Origin of the sequence: Actinocrinis sp., assembly GCF_035650855.1 — a bacterium.
Lineage (GTDB): Bacteria > Actinomycetota > Actinomycetes > Streptomycetales > Catenulisporaceae > Actinocrinis.
Genome location: NZ_DASRGV010000149.1, coordinates 1 through 20,014 on the forward strand (window position 1 = coordinate 1; position 20,014 = coordinate 20,014).

Sequence of the window (20,014 nt, forward strand, 5' to 3'; positions counted from 1 at the left end):
CTCGCAGGCGGTGACGCTGCCGACCGGCTGCTCGAACTACAACTTCAGCTTCTACTTGCACATCGACACGGCCGAGACCAGCACCACCACCGCCTACGACACGCTCAAGGTCCAGGTACTCAACAGCTCCGGCACCGTGCTGGCGACCCTGGCCACCTACTCCAACCTCAACCACAACACCGGCTACACGCAGCACAGCTTCAGCCTCGCCCCGTACGCCGGACAGAAGGTCACGCTGAAATTCACCGGCGCCGAGGACTTCGAGTATCAGACCTCGTTCGTCGTCGACGACACCGCGGTGAATGTGAGCTGACCTGCGCGACCGGCCGCTAGAGCACTCGGGCCGGGCACCGCTGCGGCCGGTCGGGCATCACTGCCCGACCGGCCGCGTCGCGTCGACGGTAACGGCTGCGGGGGCTCGCGCCCCTCTTCTCATATGTTCCCCAACCGGTGGTCGGCAGCCGATAGCGGGCGCTACTTCGCGCCCGCTTCCACGCTCCTGCCCGCCGAAGCCCCGGCGATTTCGAGCGATGTTCGTCCGGCAGGCCGCAAACCGGTGAGTGTTCGGTATGGTGTGTGGCCGGATTCGGGCGGCCCTGCACGGCGCCGCGTGTACTGCAAGTGGTCGGACGGTGACGTGAGCGGTGTCGGTGGTTTGTCGGCCGCCGATTTGGACGCCGCGCTGGACCAGGCGCGGCGCGGTGACGAGCGCGCCTTTGCCGAGCTGTGGGTCTCGCTCAACCCGCTGATCCTGCGCTACCTGCGGGTGCTGGTCGGCCAGGCCGCCGAGGACGTGGCTTCCGAGACGTGGCTGCACGCGGCCCGCGACGTGCGTGACTTCCGCGGCGATGCGGCCGGGTTCCGGGTCTGGCTGTTCCGGGTGGCGCGGCACCGGGGTCTGGACGAGTTGCGGCGCGCAGGGCGCCGTCCTGAGGATCCGGCCGGGCTGCCCGGCATCGGCACGGACTCGGCCCGCGAACACGCCGCGCCGGACGACACCGCCGCCGCAGCGCTTGAGCGGCTCTCCACGGAGCAAGCGCTGCGCTTGATCTCCCGGCTGCCGAAGAACCAGGGCGAAGCCGTCATGCTGCGGGTGATCATCGGACTGGACGCGAAACAGACGGCGCAGGTGTTGGGCAAGCGCTCCGGTGCGGTGCGGATCGCGGCGATGCGGGGGCTGCGCGGCCTGTCCGGCTTCCTGAGTGAAGCCGCGGCGTTGACCGAGGCTGACGGGCGATCCGTCGACCCGGGCGCCGCCGCACGGCCCACCGGATGGGTCGACGAGGTGACCCCATGATCGACAACGGCGGATACCACGACGGGCCGACCGAGGCCGCGCAGTCGGGGCGCGGCGCGGCGCGGCGCATCGGCTGGTCCGAGGCGAACCGGCTGATTGACGGAAGGCGGGGCGGACCGGGCGCGGCCGACCTGGACACGCTGCTCGCGGTCGCCTCGGCGCCCGCGTCGGAGGCGACTCTGGATCCGGCGCAGCTGGAACCGGTGCTCATGGCCTTTCGGCGGGCCGGCATCGGGGCCGGCCCGGCGCCGCAGCCCCAGCCGCGACGCGCGGTCAGGCAACGATCACCCCGGGTGGCTCTGGTCAAGTGCGCGGCGGTGTTGATGGTGGTCGGCGGCAGCGGCGTGGCCGCTGCGACCGCCGGGGTGCTTCCTGCCTCGGTACAGCGGATCGCGCACGACTATCTCGGCGGCGTCGGCATCCCCGCGCCGGCCGCGTCCGCAACCGCCGGCTCGGCTCCGTCCGGAACGCCGAGCCCTTCCGGCTCGCCGTCTCCGAGCGCGGGCAGCGGCCAGCAGGCGGCCGACACGGCGCAACTGATGCCGCTGTGCCAGACGGTCGCCGCGAACCCGCAGGACTGGCGCTCCGTACTCGACCCGGCGGATCAGGCGGCGCTGGTGGCCGCGGCGGGTGCACCCGGTCACGTGGAGCAGTACTGCGCCACGCTGCTCGCGACGGCCGGCAGCAGCGCGAGCAGTGGAAACCAGGGCGTCACGCCCTCGCCCGCGCAGCCCACGGAACCGTCGTCGAAGGCGACTCCCGCGGCGAGCGCGACGCACGGCAACTCCCACGCGAGCCACTCGCCATCGCCGAACCCGCACAGCACCGGGCACTGATTTCTCGGATCGGGCACTGCGTTCTCGGATCGGGCACTGATTTCGGGCATCGCGCCGACCATGCACAGTCCAGGCGTTTTGCAAGCGGAGTAACACATCACGCGGCCGCGGCGCCTATCCGCGTCGAGACGACAGCGCGTGCCTCTCCCCCCAGCCACGCGCGCAGCGTCTCCTGAGGGCCTGCGGCGTCGTGACCCCCCAGTTCCTGGGCGCCGCAGGCCCCGTCAATAGCGGACAGTCTGAGGATCGGTGGCCGGTGGGCGCGACACGGCATAGACACGCGGCGGGCGCCGCTGCACGGCCCGCCGAGCCGCCCTTCCCCAAGCCCCGGCGCACCGAGACCACGCTCGCCCAGGCACCGGTCTCCGAGCCCCGGCTCGCCGCGACCGGGCCTGTCAAGACCCAGCCCGCCGCGACCAGCCCCGCCGAGCCGCCGGTCTTCGTCGACTCCACGGGACGCCGCCGCCTGGTCATCCGCCGCGTCGCGTTCGGATTGTTGGTCGGCGCCTGCGCGTACGGCGTGCTGGTGGTCGTCAGCATCCTCGGCGGCCCGGTGCCGCCGAACGCGCTCCTGCCGCTGCCCGGCGGCCAGCACGGCCCGGTCTCCGCGGGCAAGGTGACCGCAACCCCGCGAACGGCCGCAACCTCCTCCGCCACCGCGCCACGCGCGGGCACCGGCGCGGCCCCCGGTGCCGGCACCACGACCGCAGCCGCCCGCGCCGCCGCCTCCCCGACCGCCGCGCCTGCCGCCTCGCTCTCGCCCTCGCCGACGGCCAGCCGGCACCAACCGCCCGGCCTGGTCGGCAAATCCGCCTCTCCCGGCGCGTCCGGACACGGCCACTGATGGCCGGTAAACACTGATGGCCGGCAGACGCCGCGCGGCGCGTGCCGTGCCGCCCCGCGCCCACTGGTTCCTGTTCGCGGTGTCCCTCGTCCTGATGGCCGGAATCCTGGTCACCTACGGCCTGGTGCACCACGAGGTCGGCGCGGAGGGATCTGGCGGCCCGCACGCGGCCGACGGCGCCGGACAGGTACCGTCGGCGGTCGCGAACGGCGGCCCCGTCATCGACACGCGCGGCGGGGCTCAGCGCTCGTATTCGATCCCGGCCGGGCACGTCGCGCTGTCCTTCGACGACGGGCCGGATCCGGAGTGGACCCCGAAGATCCTGGCCGTGCTGCGGCGCTACCAGGTGCCCGGGACCTTCTTCGTCGTCGGCGGGCGCGTGGCGCAGAACCCGGGCCTGGTGCGCGCCGAGGTGGCCGCAGGCGACGAAGTCGGCATCCACACGTTCACGCACACGGATCTGGCCTCGGCGAGCGAATGGCGCCGCTCCTTCGAGTTCTCGCAGACGCAGTCGGTGGTCGCGGGCGCCGCCGGGGTCTCCACGCCGCTGCTGCGCCCGCCCTACTCCTCCGAGCCGGACGCGCTGGACGACTCCGACTGGGCCTCGATCAAGGACGCGGGCGCGCACGGCTACCTGGTCGTGCTGGCGAACCGGGACAGCGAGGACTGGCAGCGCCCGGGCGTCGCGCGGATCGTCGCCAACGTGCTGCCCGCGAGCGGAACTCCCGGGCTGCTGGTGATGATGCACGACTCAGGCGGCGACCGCTCGCAGACCGTCGCCGCGCTCAACGTCCTGATTCCCATGCTGCAGGGACGCGGATACACCTTCACCACCGTCACCGGGGCGATCGGCGCGCCCACCGCCGTGGTGCCGGCCGCGGCGGCTCAGCAGTGGCGCGGCCGGCTGCTGATCTGGGCGGTGCGCGGATCCGACGTGGTGGTCGGCGCGCTGGGCTGGACCATCCTGGCCGCCGGCGGACTCAGTGTGCTGCGACTGCTTCTGCTGCTGGCCACGGCGCACCGGCACGCGCGCCGCCGACGCAAGCCCTGGGGCCCGCCGGTACACGAACCGGTGTCCGTGATCGTCCCGGCCTACAACGAAGAAGCCGGAATCGAGGCGACACTGCTCTCCCTGTTCAACTGCAAGTACCCGATGGAGATCATCGTCGTCGACGACGGCTCGACCGACGGCACCGCGGCCGTGGTCGAACGCTTCCGCGGCATGGGCGTGCGGTTGATCCGGCAGCCCAACGCCGGAAAACCGGCCGCACTCAACACCGGGATCGCGCACGCTCGCGGCCGCATCCTGGTGCTGCTCGACGGCGACACCGTGTTCCAGCCGGACGCGATACACCATCTCGTGCAGCCGTTCAGCGATCCGGACATCGGAGCGGTAAGCGGCAACGCGAAGGTGGGCAACCGGACCGGGCTGCTCGGCCGCTGGCAGCACATCGAGTACGTGGTCGGATTCAACCTGGACCGCCGGTTCTACGACCTGGCCGGGTGCATGCCGACGGTGCCCGGCGCGATCGGGGCGTTCCGCCGCGAGGCGCTGCTCGACGTCGGCGGGGTCAGCGACCAGACCCTGGCCGAGGACACCGATCTGACCATGGCGCTGCTGCGCGCGGGCTGGCGGGTGGTCTACGAGGAGAAGGCGATCGCGTGGACCGAGGCCCCGGCCAGCCTCGGCCAGCTGTGGCGGCAGCGCTACCGCTGGTCCTACGGCACGATGCAGGCGATGTGGAAGCACCGGCGCAGCATGGTGCAGTCCGGCGGCTCGGGGCGGCTCGGCCGCCGCGGGATCCCCTATCTGCTGCTCTTTCAGATCCTGCTGCCGCTACTGGCCCCGCTGGTCGACGTCTTCGCCTGCTATGGGCTTATCTTCGGGGACGTGGCACGCATGACGGCGGTGTGGCTGGGGTTCCTGGCGATGCAGCTCGTGGCGTCGTGGTACGCGTTCGCGCTCGATCGTGAGCGGCGCGGCGCGCTGTGGACGTTGCCGTTGCAGCAGTTCGTCTACCGGCAGCTGATGTATCTGGTGCTGATCCAGTCGGTCGTCACGGCCCTGCTCGGGACGCGCCTGCGCTGGCAGCGGATGGAGCGCCGCGGCCTGGCGACCGCACTCGACGGCGAACGCGGGCGGGCCTGAACGGCTAACCGGTAAAACATTGTGCCGGGCTCCCGCTCCTTATGGGCCGCCCGCTTCGCTGAAGGTGCCCGAGCCCCGGCCGCGCAGCCGGATCCTCGCCGTGGCGACCCACCCGCCGCGGCGAGGATCCGACCCCTGGGCGGCGGGCCGAGGTTCGTGGTCCGTGGCACGAACGCGCTCAGCCCAGCCGCCCACCCGCGCCGACAAAGGGATTCGGCGCGGGCACGGGCTCGCGTGGTGCGCTGCCTTCTCAACCACAGACGACTGCGCAGCCGGTTGTATCCAAGAGGCGAATTGCGGCGCCCCGCCGTTACGCTCGCCTCGCCCGAACGGATCTCGCGGTACTCAGGCGGGTCGATCACGTGCGCGGATCAGGGATTTCACAGCAGCACGGAGCACGTCCCCGACGGACTGCCATTGTTACGAATTGGCGAACAATCGCCACTTGTCTTGTTCATGTTCAAGCGCAGGGCTAGCGTCTGCGCCGCCCACAGCCCCAAACCGAGGCGTGTGGCAACCCACTTCGATCAAGCCGCTTCGGCGTGCCCACTCGGCCGCGTCGAACGGCGTCACGCACGGCCCCCGCTACCCACATAGGAGGCAGTACGTTGCGCATCACCCAGCGCAGGAAAGGCGCCACCCGCGCCGTTCTCTGCATAGCCGGATCGACCGCGCTCGCGGGCACCGGCTTCGCCTTCGCCGCCCAGGCCAACGCTCAGACCACGAACTCCGCCGTTTCGTGGACCCGAGCCTGTGCCCTCAGCACCACGCCCGGCCAGATGGCGTGCAACGCCCTGCACGTCACAAGCACCATCGAGCACGTACACGCCAAGGGCGTTACGCCGAACGCCACCCCGTCCGGCTACGGACCCAGCGACCTGTACAGCGCCTACAACCTGCCCTCGGGCGGGGGCGCCGGCCAGACCGTCGCGATCGTCGACGCGTACGACGACCCCAACGCCGAATCCGACATGGGCGTCTACCGCTCCCAGTACGGCCTGCCGGCCTGCACCACCGCCAACGGCTGCTTCAAGAAGGTCAGCGAGACCGGCGGCACCAGCTACCCGCGCAAGAGCACCAGCTGGTCCGGGGAGATCTCGCTGGACCTCGACATGGTCTCCGCGATCGCCCCGAACGCGCACATCATCCTGGTCGAGGCCAAGTCCGCGAGCATGACGGACCTGGGCACCAGCGTGAACACCGCGATCAGCCTCGGCGCGAAGTTCGTCTCCAACAGCTACGGCGGCTCGGAGTCCTCCTCCGACTCGACCTACGACTCGAGCTACTTCAACCACCCGGGCGTCGCGATCACCGTCAGCTCCGGCGACGGCGGCTACGGCGTCGAGTACCCGGCGGCCTCGAAGTACGTCACCGCGGTCGGCGGCACCTCGCTGAGCAAGGCCTCGAACACCCGCGGCTGGACCGAGTCGGTGTGGTCGACCAGCAGCACCGAGGGCGCCGGTTCCGGCTGCTCCAAGTACGACGCGAAGCCGACCTGGCAGACGGACTCCGGGTGCGCCGACCGCACCGTGGCCGACGTCTCCGCGGTGGCGGACCCGGCCACCGGCGTCGCGGTGTACCAGACCTACGGCGGCACCGGCTGGACCGTGTACGGCGGCACCAGCGTGGCCTCCCCGCTGATCGCGGCCGTGTACGCGGACGCGGGCACGCCCGGCAGCAGCACCTACCCGGCCGGTGACATCTACAGCCACACCGGCTCGCTCTACGACGTGACCTCCGGCTCGACCGCGTCCTGCTCGCCCGCCTACCTGTGCACCGCAGAGGTCGGATACGACGGACCGACCGGCTGGGGCACGCCGAACGGACTGACCGCCTTCGCGGGCTGACAGTCCTTCCCTCCGATCGCACGCGGCCGGTTGCGGGACCAGGGACCCGCGACCGGCTGCGGTGCGTTCAGCGGCCGTTGCCGATCCGTTATCGAGCGGCCGCTTGACGGACCCGTGTGGTCTAGTCCACTTTGGGTTTCGGTGCCGCCGCGCAGCCGAAGGGCTCGCGGCACCGCTGTACAGCTGGCGAAACGGCGTTCGGCGCACGCCCATCCCGGCCCTGGCACGCCCAGGGAGAGGGAGTGGGTCACGTGACTGCACGCTTTCCTCCCTCGGATGACGCCCTGCCGGGCCCACACCCGGTCGTGCGGCACGGTCCTGACACGCAGCCCACCACGTGTCGGCTCCGCACCGGACGACGACCACACCGAGGGAAGACGACATGAAAGCTCTGCCCCCGCGCGGCAAGCCGCGCTGGATCGCGGCCGGATCCGCGGCCCTCCTGGCGACCACCGGCCTGGTGCTGACCACGGTGATCGCCGCCTCGCCGGCCAGCGCCGCCGTCGTGCAGGTCGCGCCGTACGTCGACATGTCCAACAACCAGGAGCCGATGCTCAACGCCGCGGCGACTCAGGCCGGGCTGCACAACTACACGGCCGCCTTCGTCATCGGCTCGGGCTGCACCCCGATCTGGGGCGACACCCTGCCGGTCACCAATGACCCGGCCATGGACCAGGAGATCGCCACCGCGCGCTCGGCCGGCGCGACGCCGATCGTGTCCTTCGGGGGCGCGGGCGGCAGCGAGCTGGCGCTCACCTGCACCACGGCCTCGAGCCTGCAGGCCGCCTACCAGTCCGTGATCAACCACCTCGGGGTCAACCACATCGACTTCGACATCGAGGGCGCGACGCTGGACTACACCTCGAACAACAACGTGCGCTTCCAAGCCATCAAGGGGCTGGAGTCCGCGAACCCGGGCCTGGTGGTCTCTGCAACCCTGCCGGTGCTGCCCAGCGGCCTGGCCGCCGACGGCGTCGCGTTCCTCAACCTGGCCAAGCAGGACGGCGCCCGCATCGACGTGATCAACGTGATGGCGATGGACTACGGGTCCTCCTTCACCGGCGACATGGGCCAGGAGGCGATCCAGGCCGCGCAGAGCACGCTGAGCCAGGCCCGCGCGGACTGGCCCGGCGACACCTACGCCAACATCGGGGTCACCCCGATGATCGGCCAGAACGACAACTCGGCCGAGGTGTTCTCGGAGGCGAACGCGCAGACCCTGGTCAGCTGGGCCAGCAGCAACGGCCTCGGCCGGCTGGCGTTCTGGTCGGTGGACCGCGACCAGCCCTGCGGCGGCTCGGCCAACGGGCTGCCTTCGTGCTCCGAGATCAGCCAGAGCAAGCTGGACTTCACCAAGATCTTCCTCGGCGGGGGCGGCAACGGTGGCGGTGGCGGTCCGTCGCCGAGCGCGAGCCCGTCACACTCGCCCTCCCCGTCGCCTTCGCCCACTGGTGGCAGCGGCGGCGGCAGCTGCTACCCGGCGTGGAACGCGAACACCTCTTACGTGCCGAACGACAACGTCTCGTACAACGGCGTCAACTACACGGCGATCTACTGGTCGACCGGCGTGACTCCGGGTTCTGCGATCGCGTGGAACATCTGGAAGTCGGACGGCGCCTGCTGACGGTCGATTGAGACCCCTGGGTGGGCCGCGATCATCACCGCGGCCCACCCGGCCCATTTCACCCGTCGCCCGCGACCAACCCGTCCCACGACCAACGCGGAATGCCGAGACCGGCCGGCACGTCGTCCGGACTCCGGTAACGCTCCATCGTGTTCGTGGTCGCCCACGCGAAGTAGTCGTGCAGCACCTGCCGCAGCCGCGCACCGCCGATCCCGGCGTCATCCAGCGCTTGATCGAAACAAGCGATCGCGCGCAGATCCATCTCCCGATGATCGCCAGGGCCGCTGTGTATCCGCACGACCAGCGTCTCGTTCCCGTACTCGGTCGAGTACGCGGCCGGGCCGCCGAGCGCTTCGCTCCAGTACGCGGCCAGCCGCGCCGTGTGCGCCGGATGGAAGCCGTGGCTGAACGCGTGGCTGACGATCTCGTCCGCCAGGACCCGCGCGTGCCACGCGTCGGCCAGTCGCAGCAGGCCCTCCATGCCACCCGCGGCTTCGTACACCGTCTCCATGCGCCCAGCATCGCACCGCGACTCAGGCCGCGCCTCCGGGGCGAGCCGATCCGGCTTCCCGATCGGGCAGTAAATAGCCGGACACGCTGCGGCGCACAGTGCCGTGCGCTAGTTTCCCTGGCGAGAGCCGGGCGCATCCGGCCGGGAACCGAGGGGGAGCAGGCTCATGCCGACGCTGCGCAATGTCATTTCCACGCTCGACCAGAACGGCCGCGAGGCGATGGGCCCCGGCGTGCTGCTGTTCCACTATCCGGACCCGAACATCCTCAACGGCTCCCTGATCACCGTGGAGTCGAACCACTACTGCGTACTCAAGTCGCGCGGCGCGATCCTGAGCGTGTACGGCACCGGTCAGCACCAGCTGGAGACGCCGGACAAGCCGCTGTTCGGCTCGATCCAGAAGGCCTTCTACGGCGGCCAGTCGCCGTGGCAGTACGAGGCCATCTACGTCAACCGGGCCAAGAGCGTGGTGCGCGCCCGCGGCACGGCGCTGTCCCGGGAGATGGCCGAGCTCAACTACGAGGTCGACTACTACATCCACGTGGAGACCGAGGAGGACGCGGTCAAGCTCGTGCAGCACATGCCGCACGACGGGCACGTGCTGACCGCGGACGCGATCAACGCCTACGCCGGCCCGGTGGTCGAGCAGGCGGTCAACCAGATCGTCCAGCTCACCCCGCTGGAGCAGGTCAACGAGAAGATCACCGACATCGGCGAGCTGGTGCGCACCCACCTGCAGGAGTTCCTCGCCATCTACGGCATCACCCTCAACGACGTCAAGGTGCTGATCTCGCCGCGGGACGAGCGGATGCGCGAGCTGCTGGCGCTGCGCGCCTTCGGCATGACCGAGCAGGAGGCGCTGCGCGCGTACCTGGCGCTCAAGCTGGCCGACCGCGGCCTGCCGACCGCGGTCAACGCGCTGGTCGGCCAGCCGATGCAGATCGCGCTGCTGCCCGCCGGGGTGCTCGGCGACCTGACCCAGGTCGGCTTCGTCAACGGCGCATCCGGACAGCGGTAGCCGACCGCCGAGCCCCGACCGACACGAAATTCAAGCAGCTGGGACAGCGATGACACACGGGGCATTCGAACCCTTAGTCGGAGTCGACCAGTACACCGAGGCGGGCCGGCTGCGCGCGGACGATCTCGCGGTGCGCTCGCGCGCGGCCGAACTTCTCTCCCGCGCGGCGCAGACGCTGTCCGCGGCGGCAGCGGAATACCGGCGCACGCAGGTACCGGCGCCGACGCGCGAGCAGCCGTTCCCGCCCCCGGAGTTGCTTGAGCCGGCGGCGGCCGCACGACGCTGCGCCGATCGCTACACCGCAGCCGCCGATCGGGTGCGCAACGCGCCGTTCCCTCCGGACCCGAAGAAGACCTGGAAGAAGTTGCGTACAGTCGGCGCGGCCCGGCTGCTCGAACTGGATCGGAGTCTGGTCAGCCACGCGCAGTACGCCGCCGCCGTGGTCGGCGACGTCTCCCCGGAGCAGCTCAGCGAGTTGTCGGCCCGAGACGCCCTCGACGCACTCAGCGCAGTCACCGCGACGCTCGACGAGCGCACCGGCTATCTCAGCGCTCTGTAACGCGATGTGTTGGTGGTTGTCCAGCTGTCTCGCTCAGCTGGACAACCCCGCAACCGCAATCGATCAGAGCACCCGCTGTCCCTTCCCCAGCGCGACGATCCCGTTCGCGGAGACGTGATACAGCTCCTTGTCACGCCCCGGGTTGACGCCGACCGTGGCGCCCGGCGGCACGACGATGTTCTTGTCCAGCACCGCGCGGCGCACGACCGCGCCACGCCCGATGCGCACGTTGTCGTGCAGGATCGAGCCCTGCACCACCGCGCCCTCCTCGATGATGACGCCGGGCGAGAGCACCGACTGGGTGACCTGCCCGCTGATGATGCAGCCGGGCGCGACCATCGACTCGCCCGCGATGCCGCCGGCCACGAACTTCGCGGGCGGCAGCTGCAGGGTGTGGGTGTAGATCGGCCACTCCCGGTTGTAGAGGTTGAAGACCGGGTGGATCGAGATCAGGTCAGTGTGCGCTTCGTAGTACGCGTCGAGGGTTCCCACATCCCGCCAGTAGCCGTGGTCGCGTTCGGTTTCACCGGGGACGTGGTTCTGGTCGAAGTCGTAGACCTGGACCTGGCCGGCCTCGGTGAGCATCGGCAGGATGCTGCCGCCCATGTCGTGCACCGAGCGGTCGTCGTCCGCGTCCCGGTCGAGCGCGTCGAGCAGCACCTTTGTCGTGAACACGTAGTTGCCCATCGAGGCGTACACGCGCTCCGGGTCGTCCGGCAGCCCCGGCGGATCGGCGGGCTTCTCGAGGAAGCGCTCGACCCGCACGCCGTCCGAGGCCGGGGTGATGATGCCGAACGAGGGCGCCTCGACGCGCGGGATGCGGATGCCCGCGACGGTCGCGCCCGCGCCGCCCTCGATGTGCTGTTGCAGCATCTGGCGCGCGTCCATGCGGTACACGTGGTCGGCGCCGAACACCACGATGTAGTCAGGGTGCTCGTCGTGCACGAGGTTGAGCGACTGGTAGATCGCGTCGGCGCTGCCGAGGAACCAGCGCGGGCCGAGCCGCTGCTGCGCGGGCACCGGCGTGACGTAGTTGCCCAGCAGGTTCGACATCCGCCAGGTGGTGGTGATGTGCCGGTTCAGCGAGTGCGACTTGTACTGCGTCAGCACACAGATGCGCATGATGTCCGCGTTCACGAGGTTGGACAGCACGAAGTCCACCAGCCGGTAGGTGCCGCCGAAGGGCACGGCCGGCTTGGCCCGGTCGGCGGTCAGCGGCATCAGCCGCTTGCCCTCGCCGCCCGCGAGCACGATTCCCAGCACCGAAGGTCCGCCGCGCATCCGCCGCCCCTTTTGCTCCGTTGCCGCTAGTGCAGCAGGTCCGCCTTACTGTTCACTTCCCCAGGATTTCCTCGTACACCGCCACGGTGCGGCGGGCAATGGCATCCCAGCCGAACTCGCGCACCGCGCGCTCGCGCCCGGCCTCGCCCATTCGTGTGGCGGCGTTCCGGTCCGCGATCACGCCGTTGAGCGCCTCGGCGAGCGCCGCTTCGAAGGCGGCCGGGTCCTTCTCGTCGTACGGGACCAGCAGCCCGGTGACCCAGTCCTGCACCACCTCGGGGATGCCGCCGACCGCCGACGCGACCACGGGCGCTCCGCAGGCCATGGCCTCGAGGTTGACGATGCCCAGCGGCTCGTACACCGACGGGCAGGCGAAGACCGCCGCGTGGCTGAGCAGCTGGATCACCTCGGGACGAGGCAGCATCTCGGGGATCCACAGCACCGCGTCGCGGGACTGCCGCAGCTCCTCGACCAGCTCGCGGAACTCCTGGTCGATCGCGGGCGTGTCCGGGGCGCCGGCGCACAGCACGAGCTGCGTTGCCGGATCGAGGGCGCGCGCGGCCCGCAGCAGGTGCGGCACGCCTTTCTGGCGCGTGATCCGCCCGACGAACAGCACGTACGGCCGCTCGGGGTTCACACCGTGCTTCGCGAGCGCGGCCTTGTCGGGATCGGGCCGGTAGAGCGCGGTGTCGATGCCGTTGTGCACGACGTGCACGCGCTGCGGCTCCAGCCCGGGATAGCAGCTCAGGATGTCCGCGCGCATTCCGTTCGAAACGGCGATCACCGCGTCCGCAGCCTCGATGGCGGTGCGCTCGGCCCAGCTGGAGAGCGTGTAGCCGCCGCCGAGTTGCTCGGCCTTCCACGGGCGCAGCGGCTCCAGCGAGTGCGCGGTCATCACGTGCGGGATGCCGTAGAGGAGCTTGGCGATGTGGCCGGCCATATTGGCGTACCAGGTGTGCGAATGCACCAGGTCGCGATCCGCGACGGCCGCCGCCATGGCGAGGTCGACCGACAGGCTGCGCAGCGCCTCGTTGGCCCCGGCCAGCGCCTCGGCCGCGGCGTGCCGCTGGACGCCCGGCTGCGGCTCTGTCGCCTTCTGACTCGCCCAGCAGTGCACGGACACGTCCGCCAGCGCCCGCAGCTCCCTGGCCAGGAACTCCACGTGAACGCCCGCGCCGCCGTACACGTCGGGCGGAAACTCCCTGGTCAGCAGGCCGACTTTCACGAGCGCCTCCTGGCACGTCACCGAGTACGGACGTTCATGTGCTGAACATAGCCCAGTATCAGGGCGTAGGCGAGCACGAGATCGCGAGGCCCGCGCGGGACGCCGGGCCCTGATGGGCGGGCCGCAAACCGACCGCGACGGCGCGGCGCCGGACCGTCACCCCATCGTCAGCAGGTTGTCGACGAGTTCGCGCGGCAAGCCGTGCGTTTCGTGCAGGCTGCGGTAGTCCTCCTCATTCAGACCGCCGCGGCGCAGCCTGCGGGAGACCTCCTGGCGGCCGCGTTCGAGCAGCCCCGAGAAGCGTCGCTCCTCGTCGCGCAGCACGTCGTACACGCGCCCGATGTCACCCGGTTGCCCGAAGCGTCTGAGCGTGTCTTCAACGAGAACCGGCGGTAGGTCCATCACGGTGCGGGAGGGATCGTCGCGCCACAGGGTTGTCAGCGTCCGGCGCACGAGCCGGCGCAGTACATAACCGCGGCCGGTGTTCGAGGGCGACACTCCGTCTCCGATCACGACGACGCTCGACCGCAAGTGGTCGATGACGAGCCGCGATGATCGTTCGTCCAGCGTCCAGAGCCGCGGAATCGTCGTGTTCCAGGGTTCGAACACGTCGCATTCGAACACCGACTCCTTGCCCTGCAGGATCGTGAGCAGCCGCTCCAGCCCGAGACCGGTGTCGATGCTGGTCTGTGGAAGCGGCTCAAGGCTTCCGTCCTCGTGGCGCCGGTAGCGCATCGAGACGTGGTTCCAGACCTCCACCCACCGCGGATCGACGGTCGGCGTGCCGCTCGGCGGTCCGTCGCCGGTCCACACGAAGATCTCGGTATCCGTGCCACAGGGTCCGACCGGGCCGTTGGACCACCAGTTGTCCTCGACGGTCGGCTCGACCGGCACGCCCAGCTCACTCCAGGTCCGCCAGTAGTCGGTGTCCGGGCCGACCTGCTCGTCGCCGCCGAAGACGGTGACGTGCAGCCGACCCGGGTCGATGCCGTAGCCGTCGCGCAGCAGTTCGTAGCCCCAGCGGATGCTCTGGACACCGTCGTAGTCGCCGAGCGACCACGAGCCGAGCATCTGAAACACGGTCAGATGCGTGCGGTCGCCCACCTCGTCGAGGTCTGTGGTGCGCAGGCAGCGCTGTACACCGACTAGGCGTCGGCCCAGCGGATGAGGGCGTCCGAGCAGGTAAGGCGTGAGCGGGTGCATGCCCGAGGTCGTGAAGAGCACCGGATCGCCGGGCTCGGGCACGAGGGTGCTCTCGCCCACGAGGCCGTGACCGCGTTCACGGAAGAAGTCGATGAAGGTGTTGACAGTCTGGCCGGAATCCATGGGAGTGGCCCCTTCGGTTCTTGGCAACCGAAACGGAGCGACGGTGCGCGCAGCGGCTTCGAGGTCAGGGACCTAGAAAGCAGAAAACCCACCGGCGAGCCGATTCCGGTCGCCGGGGAGTAAGGGAGGCTGAGGTCAGGTCAGCCGACGGCAACCGACGAGCTGGTAGCTCGCGCGGCTGCGGCCGAACGGTTGAGCGTGAGGACCTCCATATCACGACCATAAACCGCGCGCGGGCCCCCGGGCACCTGCATTTCCGCTCGGCTCAGGACGGCAGCGCGATCCGAAGGCTGACGGCGCCGCGCAGGTCGAGCCAAGCCGCGTCGGGACCGCGCACCAGCCGCAGGACCACCTGCTCGCAGTCCGGGCAGCGCGCGATGAGGCCGGGCTCCGGTCCGTAGACCCGGAGGCGGGCCACCGGTCCGGTGCTGCCGCAGCCGGAGCAGCGACCCACCGCAGCGGTCACGTCGACCGCGAAGATCTCCGAGAGCGGCCCGGCCAGGGCGTTGCCGTCCTGGTACGTGTCGTCGTCGGAGCGCGCGCTCTGATCGGACGCCGCCTCGTCAAACGCCGCCTCGTCAAACGCCGCGTTATCGAACTCCGCCTTATCGAACTCCGCCATTGTCAGCCTCCGCTCGGACCGAAGCGTTCGGTACGAATCGATGCGGGATCGTGCCCGAGTTCCACGAGCAGGTCGGCGGCGTGCTCCACGAACCCGGTGGGACCGCACACGTAGACGGCGGGGGCGAAATCCGCAGGCCAGCCTGCCGCCGCCGCGTCTTCCGCGGTCAACCGTCCCGGCGGCCGCCGCCAGCCGTCCGGCGCCTTGCGTGTGTAGAGGAACGTCGTATCCAGCCCCGGATCGCTGCGCCGCAGCTCGTCCAGGTACATCCGGTCTTCAGGCGCGCGCACGGAATACAGCAGCCGGAAGGGCACGCGGCTGCCGACGCTGCGCCGGGTGCGGATCATCGCCATCAGCGGGACCACCCCGGAACCGCCGGCCACCAACAGCACCGGTTCGGTCTGCTCGGGCCGCCACACGAACCAGCCACCGACCGGGCCGCGCAGCTCGATCTGGTCGCCGACCGCCAGGTCCTCGGCCAGATACGGCGAGACCTCTCCGTCCGCCACCTGCTGGACCGTCAGCTCGACCCGGTCGCCTCCGGTCTCGGGCGCCGAAGCGATTGAGTAGCTGCGCTGGGTGCTGTATCCGTCCTCGGCGGTCAAGCGCACGTCAACGTGCTGACCGGGCAGGTGGCCCGGCCAGCCGGGGACGGACAGCACGAGGGTGCGCGCCGCGGGAGTCTCCTCCCGGCGCTCGACCAGCGTCGCGGCCTGCCATCGCAGGCGCTGCCCTAGTCGCCCTGGTACCGCTGCTCGCGCCATGGGTCTCCGTACTCGTGATAGCCGACGCTTTCCCAGAACCCGAGCTCATCCTCAAGCAACAGTTGGATTCCGCGCACCCACTTGGCTGACTTCCACAGGTAGAGGTGCGGTACCAGCAGCCTGGCCGGGCCGCCGTGCTCGGGCGCCAGGTCCTCGCCGTCATAGCCGTAGGCGATCCAGGCCTTGCCGTCGAGCAGGTCCTCCAGCGGGAGGTTGGTCGTGTAACCGCCGTAGGAGTGCACGAGGGCGAAGTCGGCGGCCGATTCGACGTCCTCGAGCAGCAGGTCCAGCGAGACGCCCTGCCATTCGGTGTCGAACTTCGACCACTTGGTGACGCAGTGCAGGTCCACGGTCGGCCGCTCGGACGGGAGCGCGGTCAGCTGGGCCCAGTTCCAGGCGTGCCTGACCCCGGCCTCGGTGGTGATCGCGAACTCCCAGCGGTCCTGGCTGATCCGCGGGGTCGGCCCGGCGGAGAGCACCGGGAAGTCATGCGTCTCGTACTGCCCGGGCGGCAGCCTTCCGTCGTCGGAACGCTTCCGTCCGTGGAACCCGCGGGAGACGATCGCCATCCTGCTCAGCCCTCCATGCTCATGCCTCTCCGGAAGCCGCCCAGAGGTTGATGCCTGATTCAACCGCGTGCTTGTCGATGCGGTCCAGTTCCTCGTCGCTGAAGTCCAGCCGGTCCAGCGCGCCGAGGTTGTCGTCGAGCTGCGCCACGCTGCTCGCGCCGAGCAGCACCGAGGTCACCCGCGGGTCGCGCAGCGCCCAGGCCAGCGCCAGCTGCGCCAGCGACTGCCCGCGCTCGGCGGCGATCTCGTTGAGGGCGCGCACGTGCTGCAGGTTGCCCTCGCTCAGCAGCTCGGCGGACAGCGACGAGCCACGGGCGGCGCGCGAGCCCTCCGGGATGCCGCCGAGATACTTGTTCGTCAGCATGCCCTGCGCGAGCGGCGAGAACGCGATGCAGCCGACGCCCAGATCGCCGAGCGTGTCCAGCAGCCCGCGCTCGATCCACCGGTTGAGCATCGAGTACGAGGGCTGATGGATCAGCAGCGGGGTGCCCAGCGAGCGCAGGATGTCCGCGGCCTGCCGGGTGCGCTCGGGGCTGTAGGAGGAGATGCCCGCGTAGAGCGCCTTTCCGGAGCGCACCGCCGCGTCGAGCGCGCCCATGGTCTCTTCCAGCGGCGTGTCCGGGTCGAACCGGTGGCTGTAGAAGATGTCGACGTAGTCCAGGCCCATCCGGGTCAGCGACTGGTCCAGGCTCGCCAGCAGGTACTTGCGCGAGCCGCCGCCCTGCCCGTACGGCCCCGGCCACATGTCGTACCCGGCCTTGGTCGAGACGATCAGCTCGTCCCGGTACGGCCGGAAGTCCTGCGCGTACAGCGTGCCGAAGTTGGCCTCGGCACTGCCGTACGGCGGGCCGTAGTTGTTCGCCAGGTCGAAGTGGGTGATCCCGCGGTCGAAGGCGCGGCGCAGGATCGCGCGCTGCGTCTCGAGCGGCTGGGTGTCGCCGAAGTTGTGCCACAGCCCGAGCGAGAGGGCGGGCACGTCCAGGCCGGACCGGCCGCACCGCCGGAATACCGCGGCGTCGTAACGCTCACCAGCGGCGAGGTAACCCATCACAATCCTCCCAGCGGCCACCCGGGGGGCGGCACTTCCCTGCGGCGGCGCGAACGCTTCGGCGACCTGCCCTCCCACCCTCTCCCGGCGTTGCGGGGCTGTCCAATAGAAGCTGCGGATGCAAGCGATCACGAGCTCGGCTCAATCAGCAGCTCGTGGATACTGGCGTCTCGAACAGGAGGTTTGAGCGTGCGGTTCGTGGCGATCGGGGACAGCTTCACCGAGGGGGTCGGCGACCTGCGGCCGGACGGCAGCCTGCGCGGCTGGGCGGATCTGGTCGCGTCGGGGTTGAGCGCGGCGCTGGCCGAACGCGGCGAGTCGGTGGAATACGCCAACCTGGCCATCCGCGGGCGGCTGCTGCGGCCGATCGTCACCGACCAGCTCGACGCGGCGCTGGCGCTGAAGCCCGCCGCCGACCTGCTGACCCTCAATGGCGGCGGCAACGACATGCTGCGGCCCGGAGTGCGGCTCGACGATCTGCTGGCGCTGACCGAGCAGGCGATCCGGCGCTGCGTCGAGGCCGGTGTGCGCCCGGTCCTGCTCAGCGGCGCGGACCCGACCGCGCAGCTGCCGCTGGGCCGCATGGTCCACCGGCGCGCGGCGTACCTGACCGCCGGACTGGCCGAAGTGTGCGCTCGGCATGGAGTCACCCTGGTCAACTGCTTCGCCGACCAGGAGATCCGCAACCCTCATTACTGGACGGTCGACCGGCTGCACCTGAACAGCCACGGGCACGAGCGCGTTGCCGGACTGGTCCTGCACGCGCTCGGCTTCTCGTCGGTGCCCGCTGCGTCCGACGCGGCGCCTGCGTTGCGGAGGGCGGGGCGGCTGGCGACCAACGCGCGTTACTACCGCGAGCACGTCCTGCCGTGGATCAACCGGCGGCTGCGCGGCCGGTCCTCCGGAGACGACCGCGAGCCGAAGCACCCGACCTGGCACTTGGTCACTCCTGTGCCGTCTCAGCCTCCGTCGATGCGATAGTCATCACAGCGTCGTCAGCCTCGGGATCCTTTGGCTCGGACTCCTGTAGCTCGGATTCTTGAACCTCAGGGTCCTGTAGCTCTGCCTCCGGAATCTCGGGGTCCTGAACCTCGGGCTCCGGAACCTCGGCGTCCTGAACCTCAGGCTCATGAACCTCGGAGTCGGCCTCATCCACCCGCCGCCGCCTCCACATCGCGGGCGCGACTGTCGCGAGGAGGACCCCTCCGGCCACCGCCAGCAGCACGATGATCAGGTTGCGTGTGTAGTCGAGCGGAGTGACGGTCGGGTTGGCGTTATGGCCCTTGCGCAGCACATCAGGCAGGCCAACGATCAGGACCGATCCACCGATCAGCAGGATCGCGGCCAACGCCTGCCGCACGCGCGGACCGGCGAGCCGGACGGTCACCGCACCGAGTACGAACACCGTCGGCGCGATGATCGCGTCATGCGCGACCACGCCGCCGATCAGCCAGCGACCTACCGGGGCGTTCGCCGCGAACGGATGGCCGCGTAGCAGGGCCCTGAGCCCGATGCTCGCCACCCACACTCCGAACGCTCCCAGCGCGACGCGCGCCGCGAGCAGTGGGCTGATCGAGAGTGCACCGACCGCATGTCCTCGTTGTCTGATACGCATCTCAGAGCACCTCGATCCGCTGCACCCACTTGGTTTGCAGCACGCCGGGCCGTCCGGGCGCGATGATCCGCGCCGGGTATCCGTGATCGACGCTGAGCGGCTGTCGGCCGAGTCGCAGTGCCAGCAGGGTGAGCGGGTCGCGGGCGTATTCGCGCGGCATCGTGGTCGTCGCGTAGAAGCCGGCCTTCTCGAAGGAGACGATCCTGATGTCGGCTCCGGCGGGTGCCCCGGCGCGATCGAGCAGGTCGCGCAGCCGCACTCCGCTCCAGGTGCCGTTGACCGACCAGCCTTCCACGCACGCGATCGGCAGCACGGCCTCGTACTGCGGCAGCCGGGCGAGCTGAGCCAGCGTCAGCTGGAACGGACGCGGGCCGTCGACCTCCAACTGCCAGCCGGGATCGAGGGCACTGGTCTGCACTCCAGCCTGGGCCGCCGTCCGGTTGATCGGCACGCCCTGCGGCCCGACCGACGGGTCGCGCGGCGCGAGCAGGTCGATGCCGCGCAGCCAGGTCACTGACTGCCCGACGGTCGTCAGCGTCACGACCCCTACCGCCGCACCCGTCGTGATCAGCAACGAGCGGCGGCTGACGGTACCGGGACGCGGGGCGAGGACGTGAGGCTTCGTCGGCTCCGGCGCTGACGATTCAGCGACCGGCTCGGCGGCGGCCGCCGCCAGAGCCGCTTCGGCTGTCAGCTCGGCTGCCGGCTCGACCGGCGGCTCGGCGACAGGCCGCCGATAACCCCGAGCGATGGCCGGAGCCTTGACGGCGATATGCACGATCAACGCCCCGACCGTGATCCACGCGACCTGGTAGTGCGTCGGCACGAAAGCGAACGCCCACGGGTACCACTGGATGACGTTCAACAGACCGGTGACCA

At 70.3% G+C, this 20,014-nt stretch carries 18 protein-coding genes and 2 pseudogenes; 10 read left to right on the forward strand and 10 right to left on the reverse strand.

Annotated features, from left to right (window positions below; translation table 11 throughout):
* The 7 genes and pseudogenes from VFB40_RS11515 to VFB40_RS11545 all read left to right on the forward strand — a co-directional run.
* Nucleotides 1–313 (forward strand): annotated as a pseudogene (locus VFB40_RS11515) (hydrolase); the annotation flags it as partial.
* Nucleotides 314–637: 324 nt separating this feature from the next.
* Entirely contained in the window at nucleotides 638–1,297 is a 660-nt protein-coding gene (locus VFB40_RS11520) for an RNA polymerase sigma factor (protein WP_324849793.1), read from the forward strand.
* On the forward strand, nucleotides 1,294–2,133 hold the full coding sequence (locus tag VFB40_RS11525; protein WP_324849795.1) for a hypothetical protein: 840 nt from the start codon (nucleotides 1,294–1,296) through the stop codon (nucleotides 2,131–2,133). The genes VFB40_RS11520 and VFB40_RS11525 overlap by 4 nt, the downstream gene beginning before the upstream one ends.
* A 256-nt stretch (nucleotides 2,134–2,389) precedes the next feature.
* Nucleotides 2,390–2,977 (forward strand): hypothetical protein, encoded by a 588-nt coding sequence (locus VFB40_RS11530; RefSeq protein ID WP_324849797.1) that lies wholly within the window; start codon nucleotides 2,390–2,392, stop codon nucleotides 2,975–2,977.
* 16 nt (nucleotides 2,978–2,993) lie between these two features.
* Nucleotides 2,994–5,126, forward strand: a complete 2,133-nt coding sequence (locus tag VFB40_RS11535; RefSeq protein WP_324849799.1) for a bifunctional polysaccharide deacetylase/glycosyltransferase family 2 protein — start codon at nucleotides 2,994–2,996, stop codon at nucleotides 5,124–5,126.
* 608 nt (nucleotides 5,127–5,734) lie between these two features.
* The gene (locus VFB40_RS11540; RefSeq protein WP_324849801.1) at nucleotides 5,735–6,973 is read left to right on the forward strand and encodes a S53 family peptidase; all 1,239 of its coding nucleotides are present in this window, start codon (nucleotides 5,735–5,737) and stop codon (nucleotides 6,971–6,973) included.
* 382 nt (nucleotides 6,974–7,355) lie between these two features.
* The gene (locus VFB40_RS11545; protein ID WP_324849803.1) at nucleotides 7,356–8,597 is read left to right on the forward strand and encodes a chitinase; all 1,242 of its coding nucleotides are present in this window, start codon (nucleotides 7,356–7,358) and stop codon (nucleotides 8,595–8,597) included.
* A gap of 58 nt (nucleotides 8,598–8,655) precedes the next feature.
* Here VFB40_RS11545 and VFB40_RS11550 read toward each other — a convergent pair whose 3' ends face one another.
* A complete protein-coding gene (locus VFB40_RS11550) occupies nucleotides 8,656–9,108 on the reverse strand; it encodes a globin domain-containing protein (RefSeq protein ID WP_324849805.1) in 453 nt (150 codons plus the stop codon).
* Between the two features lie 166 nt (nucleotides 9,109–9,274).
* Here VFB40_RS11550 and VFB40_RS11555 point away from each other — a divergent pair, with 166 nt between their 5' ends.
* Nucleotides 9,275–10,126 (forward strand): SPFH domain-containing protein, encoded by an 852-nt coding sequence (locus tag VFB40_RS11555; protein ID WP_324849807.1) that lies wholly within the window; start codon nucleotides 9,275–9,277, stop codon nucleotides 10,124–10,126.
* A gap of 49 nt (nucleotides 10,127–10,175) precedes the next feature.
* Nucleotides 10,176–10,685: a hypothetical protein gene (locus VFB40_RS11560; protein WP_324849809.1), complete on the forward strand. Its 510-nt coding sequence runs from the start codon at nucleotides 10,176–10,178 to the stop codon at nucleotides 10,683–10,685.
* 63 nt (nucleotides 10,686–10,748) lie between these two features.
* Here VFB40_RS11560 and glgC read toward each other — a convergent pair whose 3' ends face one another.
* The 7 genes and pseudogenes from glgC to mgrA form a co-directional block, all read right to left on the reverse strand.
* Entirely contained in the window at nucleotides 10,749–11,966 is a 1,218-nt protein-coding gene (gene glgC / locus VFB40_RS11565; protein ID WP_324849812.1) for a glucose-1-phosphate adenylyltransferase, read from the reverse strand.
* A 52-nt stretch (nucleotides 11,967–12,018) separates the two neighbouring features.
* Nucleotides 12,019–13,191 carry a glycogen synthase gene (gene glgA, locus VFB40_RS11570; RefSeq protein ID WP_324849814.1) on the reverse strand — a complete coding sequence of 391 codons (1,173 nt, stop codon included), beginning with the start codon at nucleotides 13,189–13,191 and terminating at the stop codon, nucleotides 12,019–12,021.
* 156 nt (nucleotides 13,192–13,347) lie between these two features.
* Nucleotides 13,348–14,517, reverse strand: coding sequence for an alanine--tRNA ligase-related protein (locus VFB40_RS11575; protein ID WP_324849816.1), 1,170 nt, complete (start codon nucleotides 14,515–14,517; stop codon nucleotides 13,348–13,350).
* Between the two features lie 265 nt (nucleotides 14,518–14,782).
* A pseudogene (locus VFB40_RS11580) lies at nucleotides 14,783–15,040 on the reverse strand (DUF6510 family protein); the annotation flags it as partial.
* A 101-nt stretch (nucleotides 15,041–15,141) separates the two neighbouring features.
* Nucleotides 15,142–15,903: a ferredoxin reductase gene (locus VFB40_RS11585; RefSeq protein ID WP_324849820.1), complete on the reverse strand. Its 762-nt coding sequence runs from the start codon at nucleotides 15,901–15,903 to the stop codon at nucleotides 15,142–15,144.
* Nucleotides 15,873–16,472 carry a sulfite oxidase-like oxidoreductase gene (locus VFB40_RS11590; protein ID WP_324849822.1) on the reverse strand — a complete coding sequence of 200 codons (600 nt, stop codon included), beginning with the start codon at nucleotides 16,470–16,472 and terminating at the stop codon, nucleotides 15,873–15,875. The genes VFB40_RS11585 and VFB40_RS11590 overlap by 31 nt, the downstream gene beginning before the upstream one ends.
* 19 nt (nucleotides 16,473–16,491) lie before the next feature.
* Nucleotides 16,492–17,520 carry an L-glyceraldehyde 3-phosphate reductase gene (mgrA, locus tag VFB40_RS11595; RefSeq protein WP_324849824.1) on the reverse strand — a complete coding sequence of 343 codons (1,029 nt, stop codon included), beginning with the start codon at nucleotides 17,518–17,520 and terminating at the stop codon, nucleotides 16,492–16,494.
* Between the two features lie 189 nt (nucleotides 17,521–17,709).
* Between mgrA and VFB40_RS11600 the strand changes: the two genes are divergently transcribed.
* Complete coding sequence (locus tag VFB40_RS11600; RefSeq protein WP_324849828.1) at nucleotides 17,710–18,501, forward strand: SGNH/GDSL hydrolase family protein; 792 nt, start codon at nucleotides 17,710–17,712, stop codon at nucleotides 18,499–18,501.
* On the opposite strand, the gene VFB40_RS11605 is transcribed toward VFB40_RS11600, so the two are convergent.
* Complete coding sequence (locus tag VFB40_RS11605; protein ID WP_324849830.1) at nucleotides 18,464–19,135, reverse strand: hypothetical protein; 672 nt, start codon at nucleotides 19,133–19,135, stop codon at nucleotides 18,464–18,466. The genes VFB40_RS11600 and VFB40_RS11605 overlap by 38 nt on opposite strands.
* 1 nt (nucleotide 19,136) lies before the next feature.
* Nucleotides 19,137–20,014 (reverse strand): molybdopterin-dependent oxidoreductase (locus VFB40_RS11610; protein WP_324849832.1); only part of this gene is annotated, 878 nt, incomplete at its 5' end.

Excerpts from the sequence above, each read along its gene's own strand:
- VFB40_RS11550 (WP_324849805.1), bottom strand. The coding sequence starts at position 9,108 with ATGGAGACGGTGTACGAAGCCGCGGGTGGCATGGAGGGCCTGCTGCGA.
- glgC (WP_324849812.1), bottom strand. The coding sequence starts at position 11,966 with ATGCGCGGCGGACCTTCGGTGCTGGGAATCGTGCTCGCGGGCGGCGAG.
- mgrA (WP_324849824.1), bottom strand. The coding sequence starts at position 17,520 with ATGGGTTACCTCGCCGCTGGTGAGCGTTACGACGCCGCGGTATTCCGG.
- VFB40_RS11535 (WP_324849799.1), top strand. The coding sequence starts at position 2,994 with ATGGCCGGCAGACGCCGCGCGGCGCGTGCCGTGCCGCCCCGCGCCCAC.
- VFB40_RS11555 (WP_324849807.1), top strand. The coding sequence starts at position 9,275 with ATGCCGACGCTGCGCAATGTCATTTCCACGCTCGACCAGAACGGCCGC.
- VFB40_RS11590 (WP_324849822.1), bottom strand. The coding sequence starts at position 16,472 with ATGGCGATCGTCTCCCGCGGGTTCCACGGACGGAAGCGTTCCGACGAC.
- VFB40_RS11605 (WP_324849830.1), bottom strand. The coding sequence starts at position 19,135 with ATGCGTATCAGACAACGAGGACATGCGGTCGGTGCACTCTCGATCAGC.
- VFB40_RS11575 (WP_324849816.1), bottom strand. The coding sequence starts at position 14,517 with ATGGATTCCGGCCAGACTGTCAACACCTTCATCGACTTCTTCCGTGAA.
- VFB40_RS11525 (WP_324849795.1), top strand. The coding sequence starts at position 1,294 with ATGATCGACAACGGCGGATACCACGACGGGCCGACCGAGGCCGCGCAG.
- VFB40_RS11585 (WP_324849820.1), bottom strand. The coding sequence starts at position 15,903 with ATGGCGCGAGCAGCGGTACCAGGGCGACTAGGGCAGCGCCTGCGATGG.
- VFB40_RS11560 (WP_324849809.1), top strand. The coding sequence starts at position 10,176 with ATGACACACGGGGCATTCGAACCCTTAGTCGGAGTCGACCAGTACACC.
- VFB40_RS11545 (WP_324849803.1), top strand. The coding sequence starts at position 7,356 with ATGAAAGCTCTGCCCCCGCGCGGCAAGCCGCGCTGGATCGCGGCCGGA.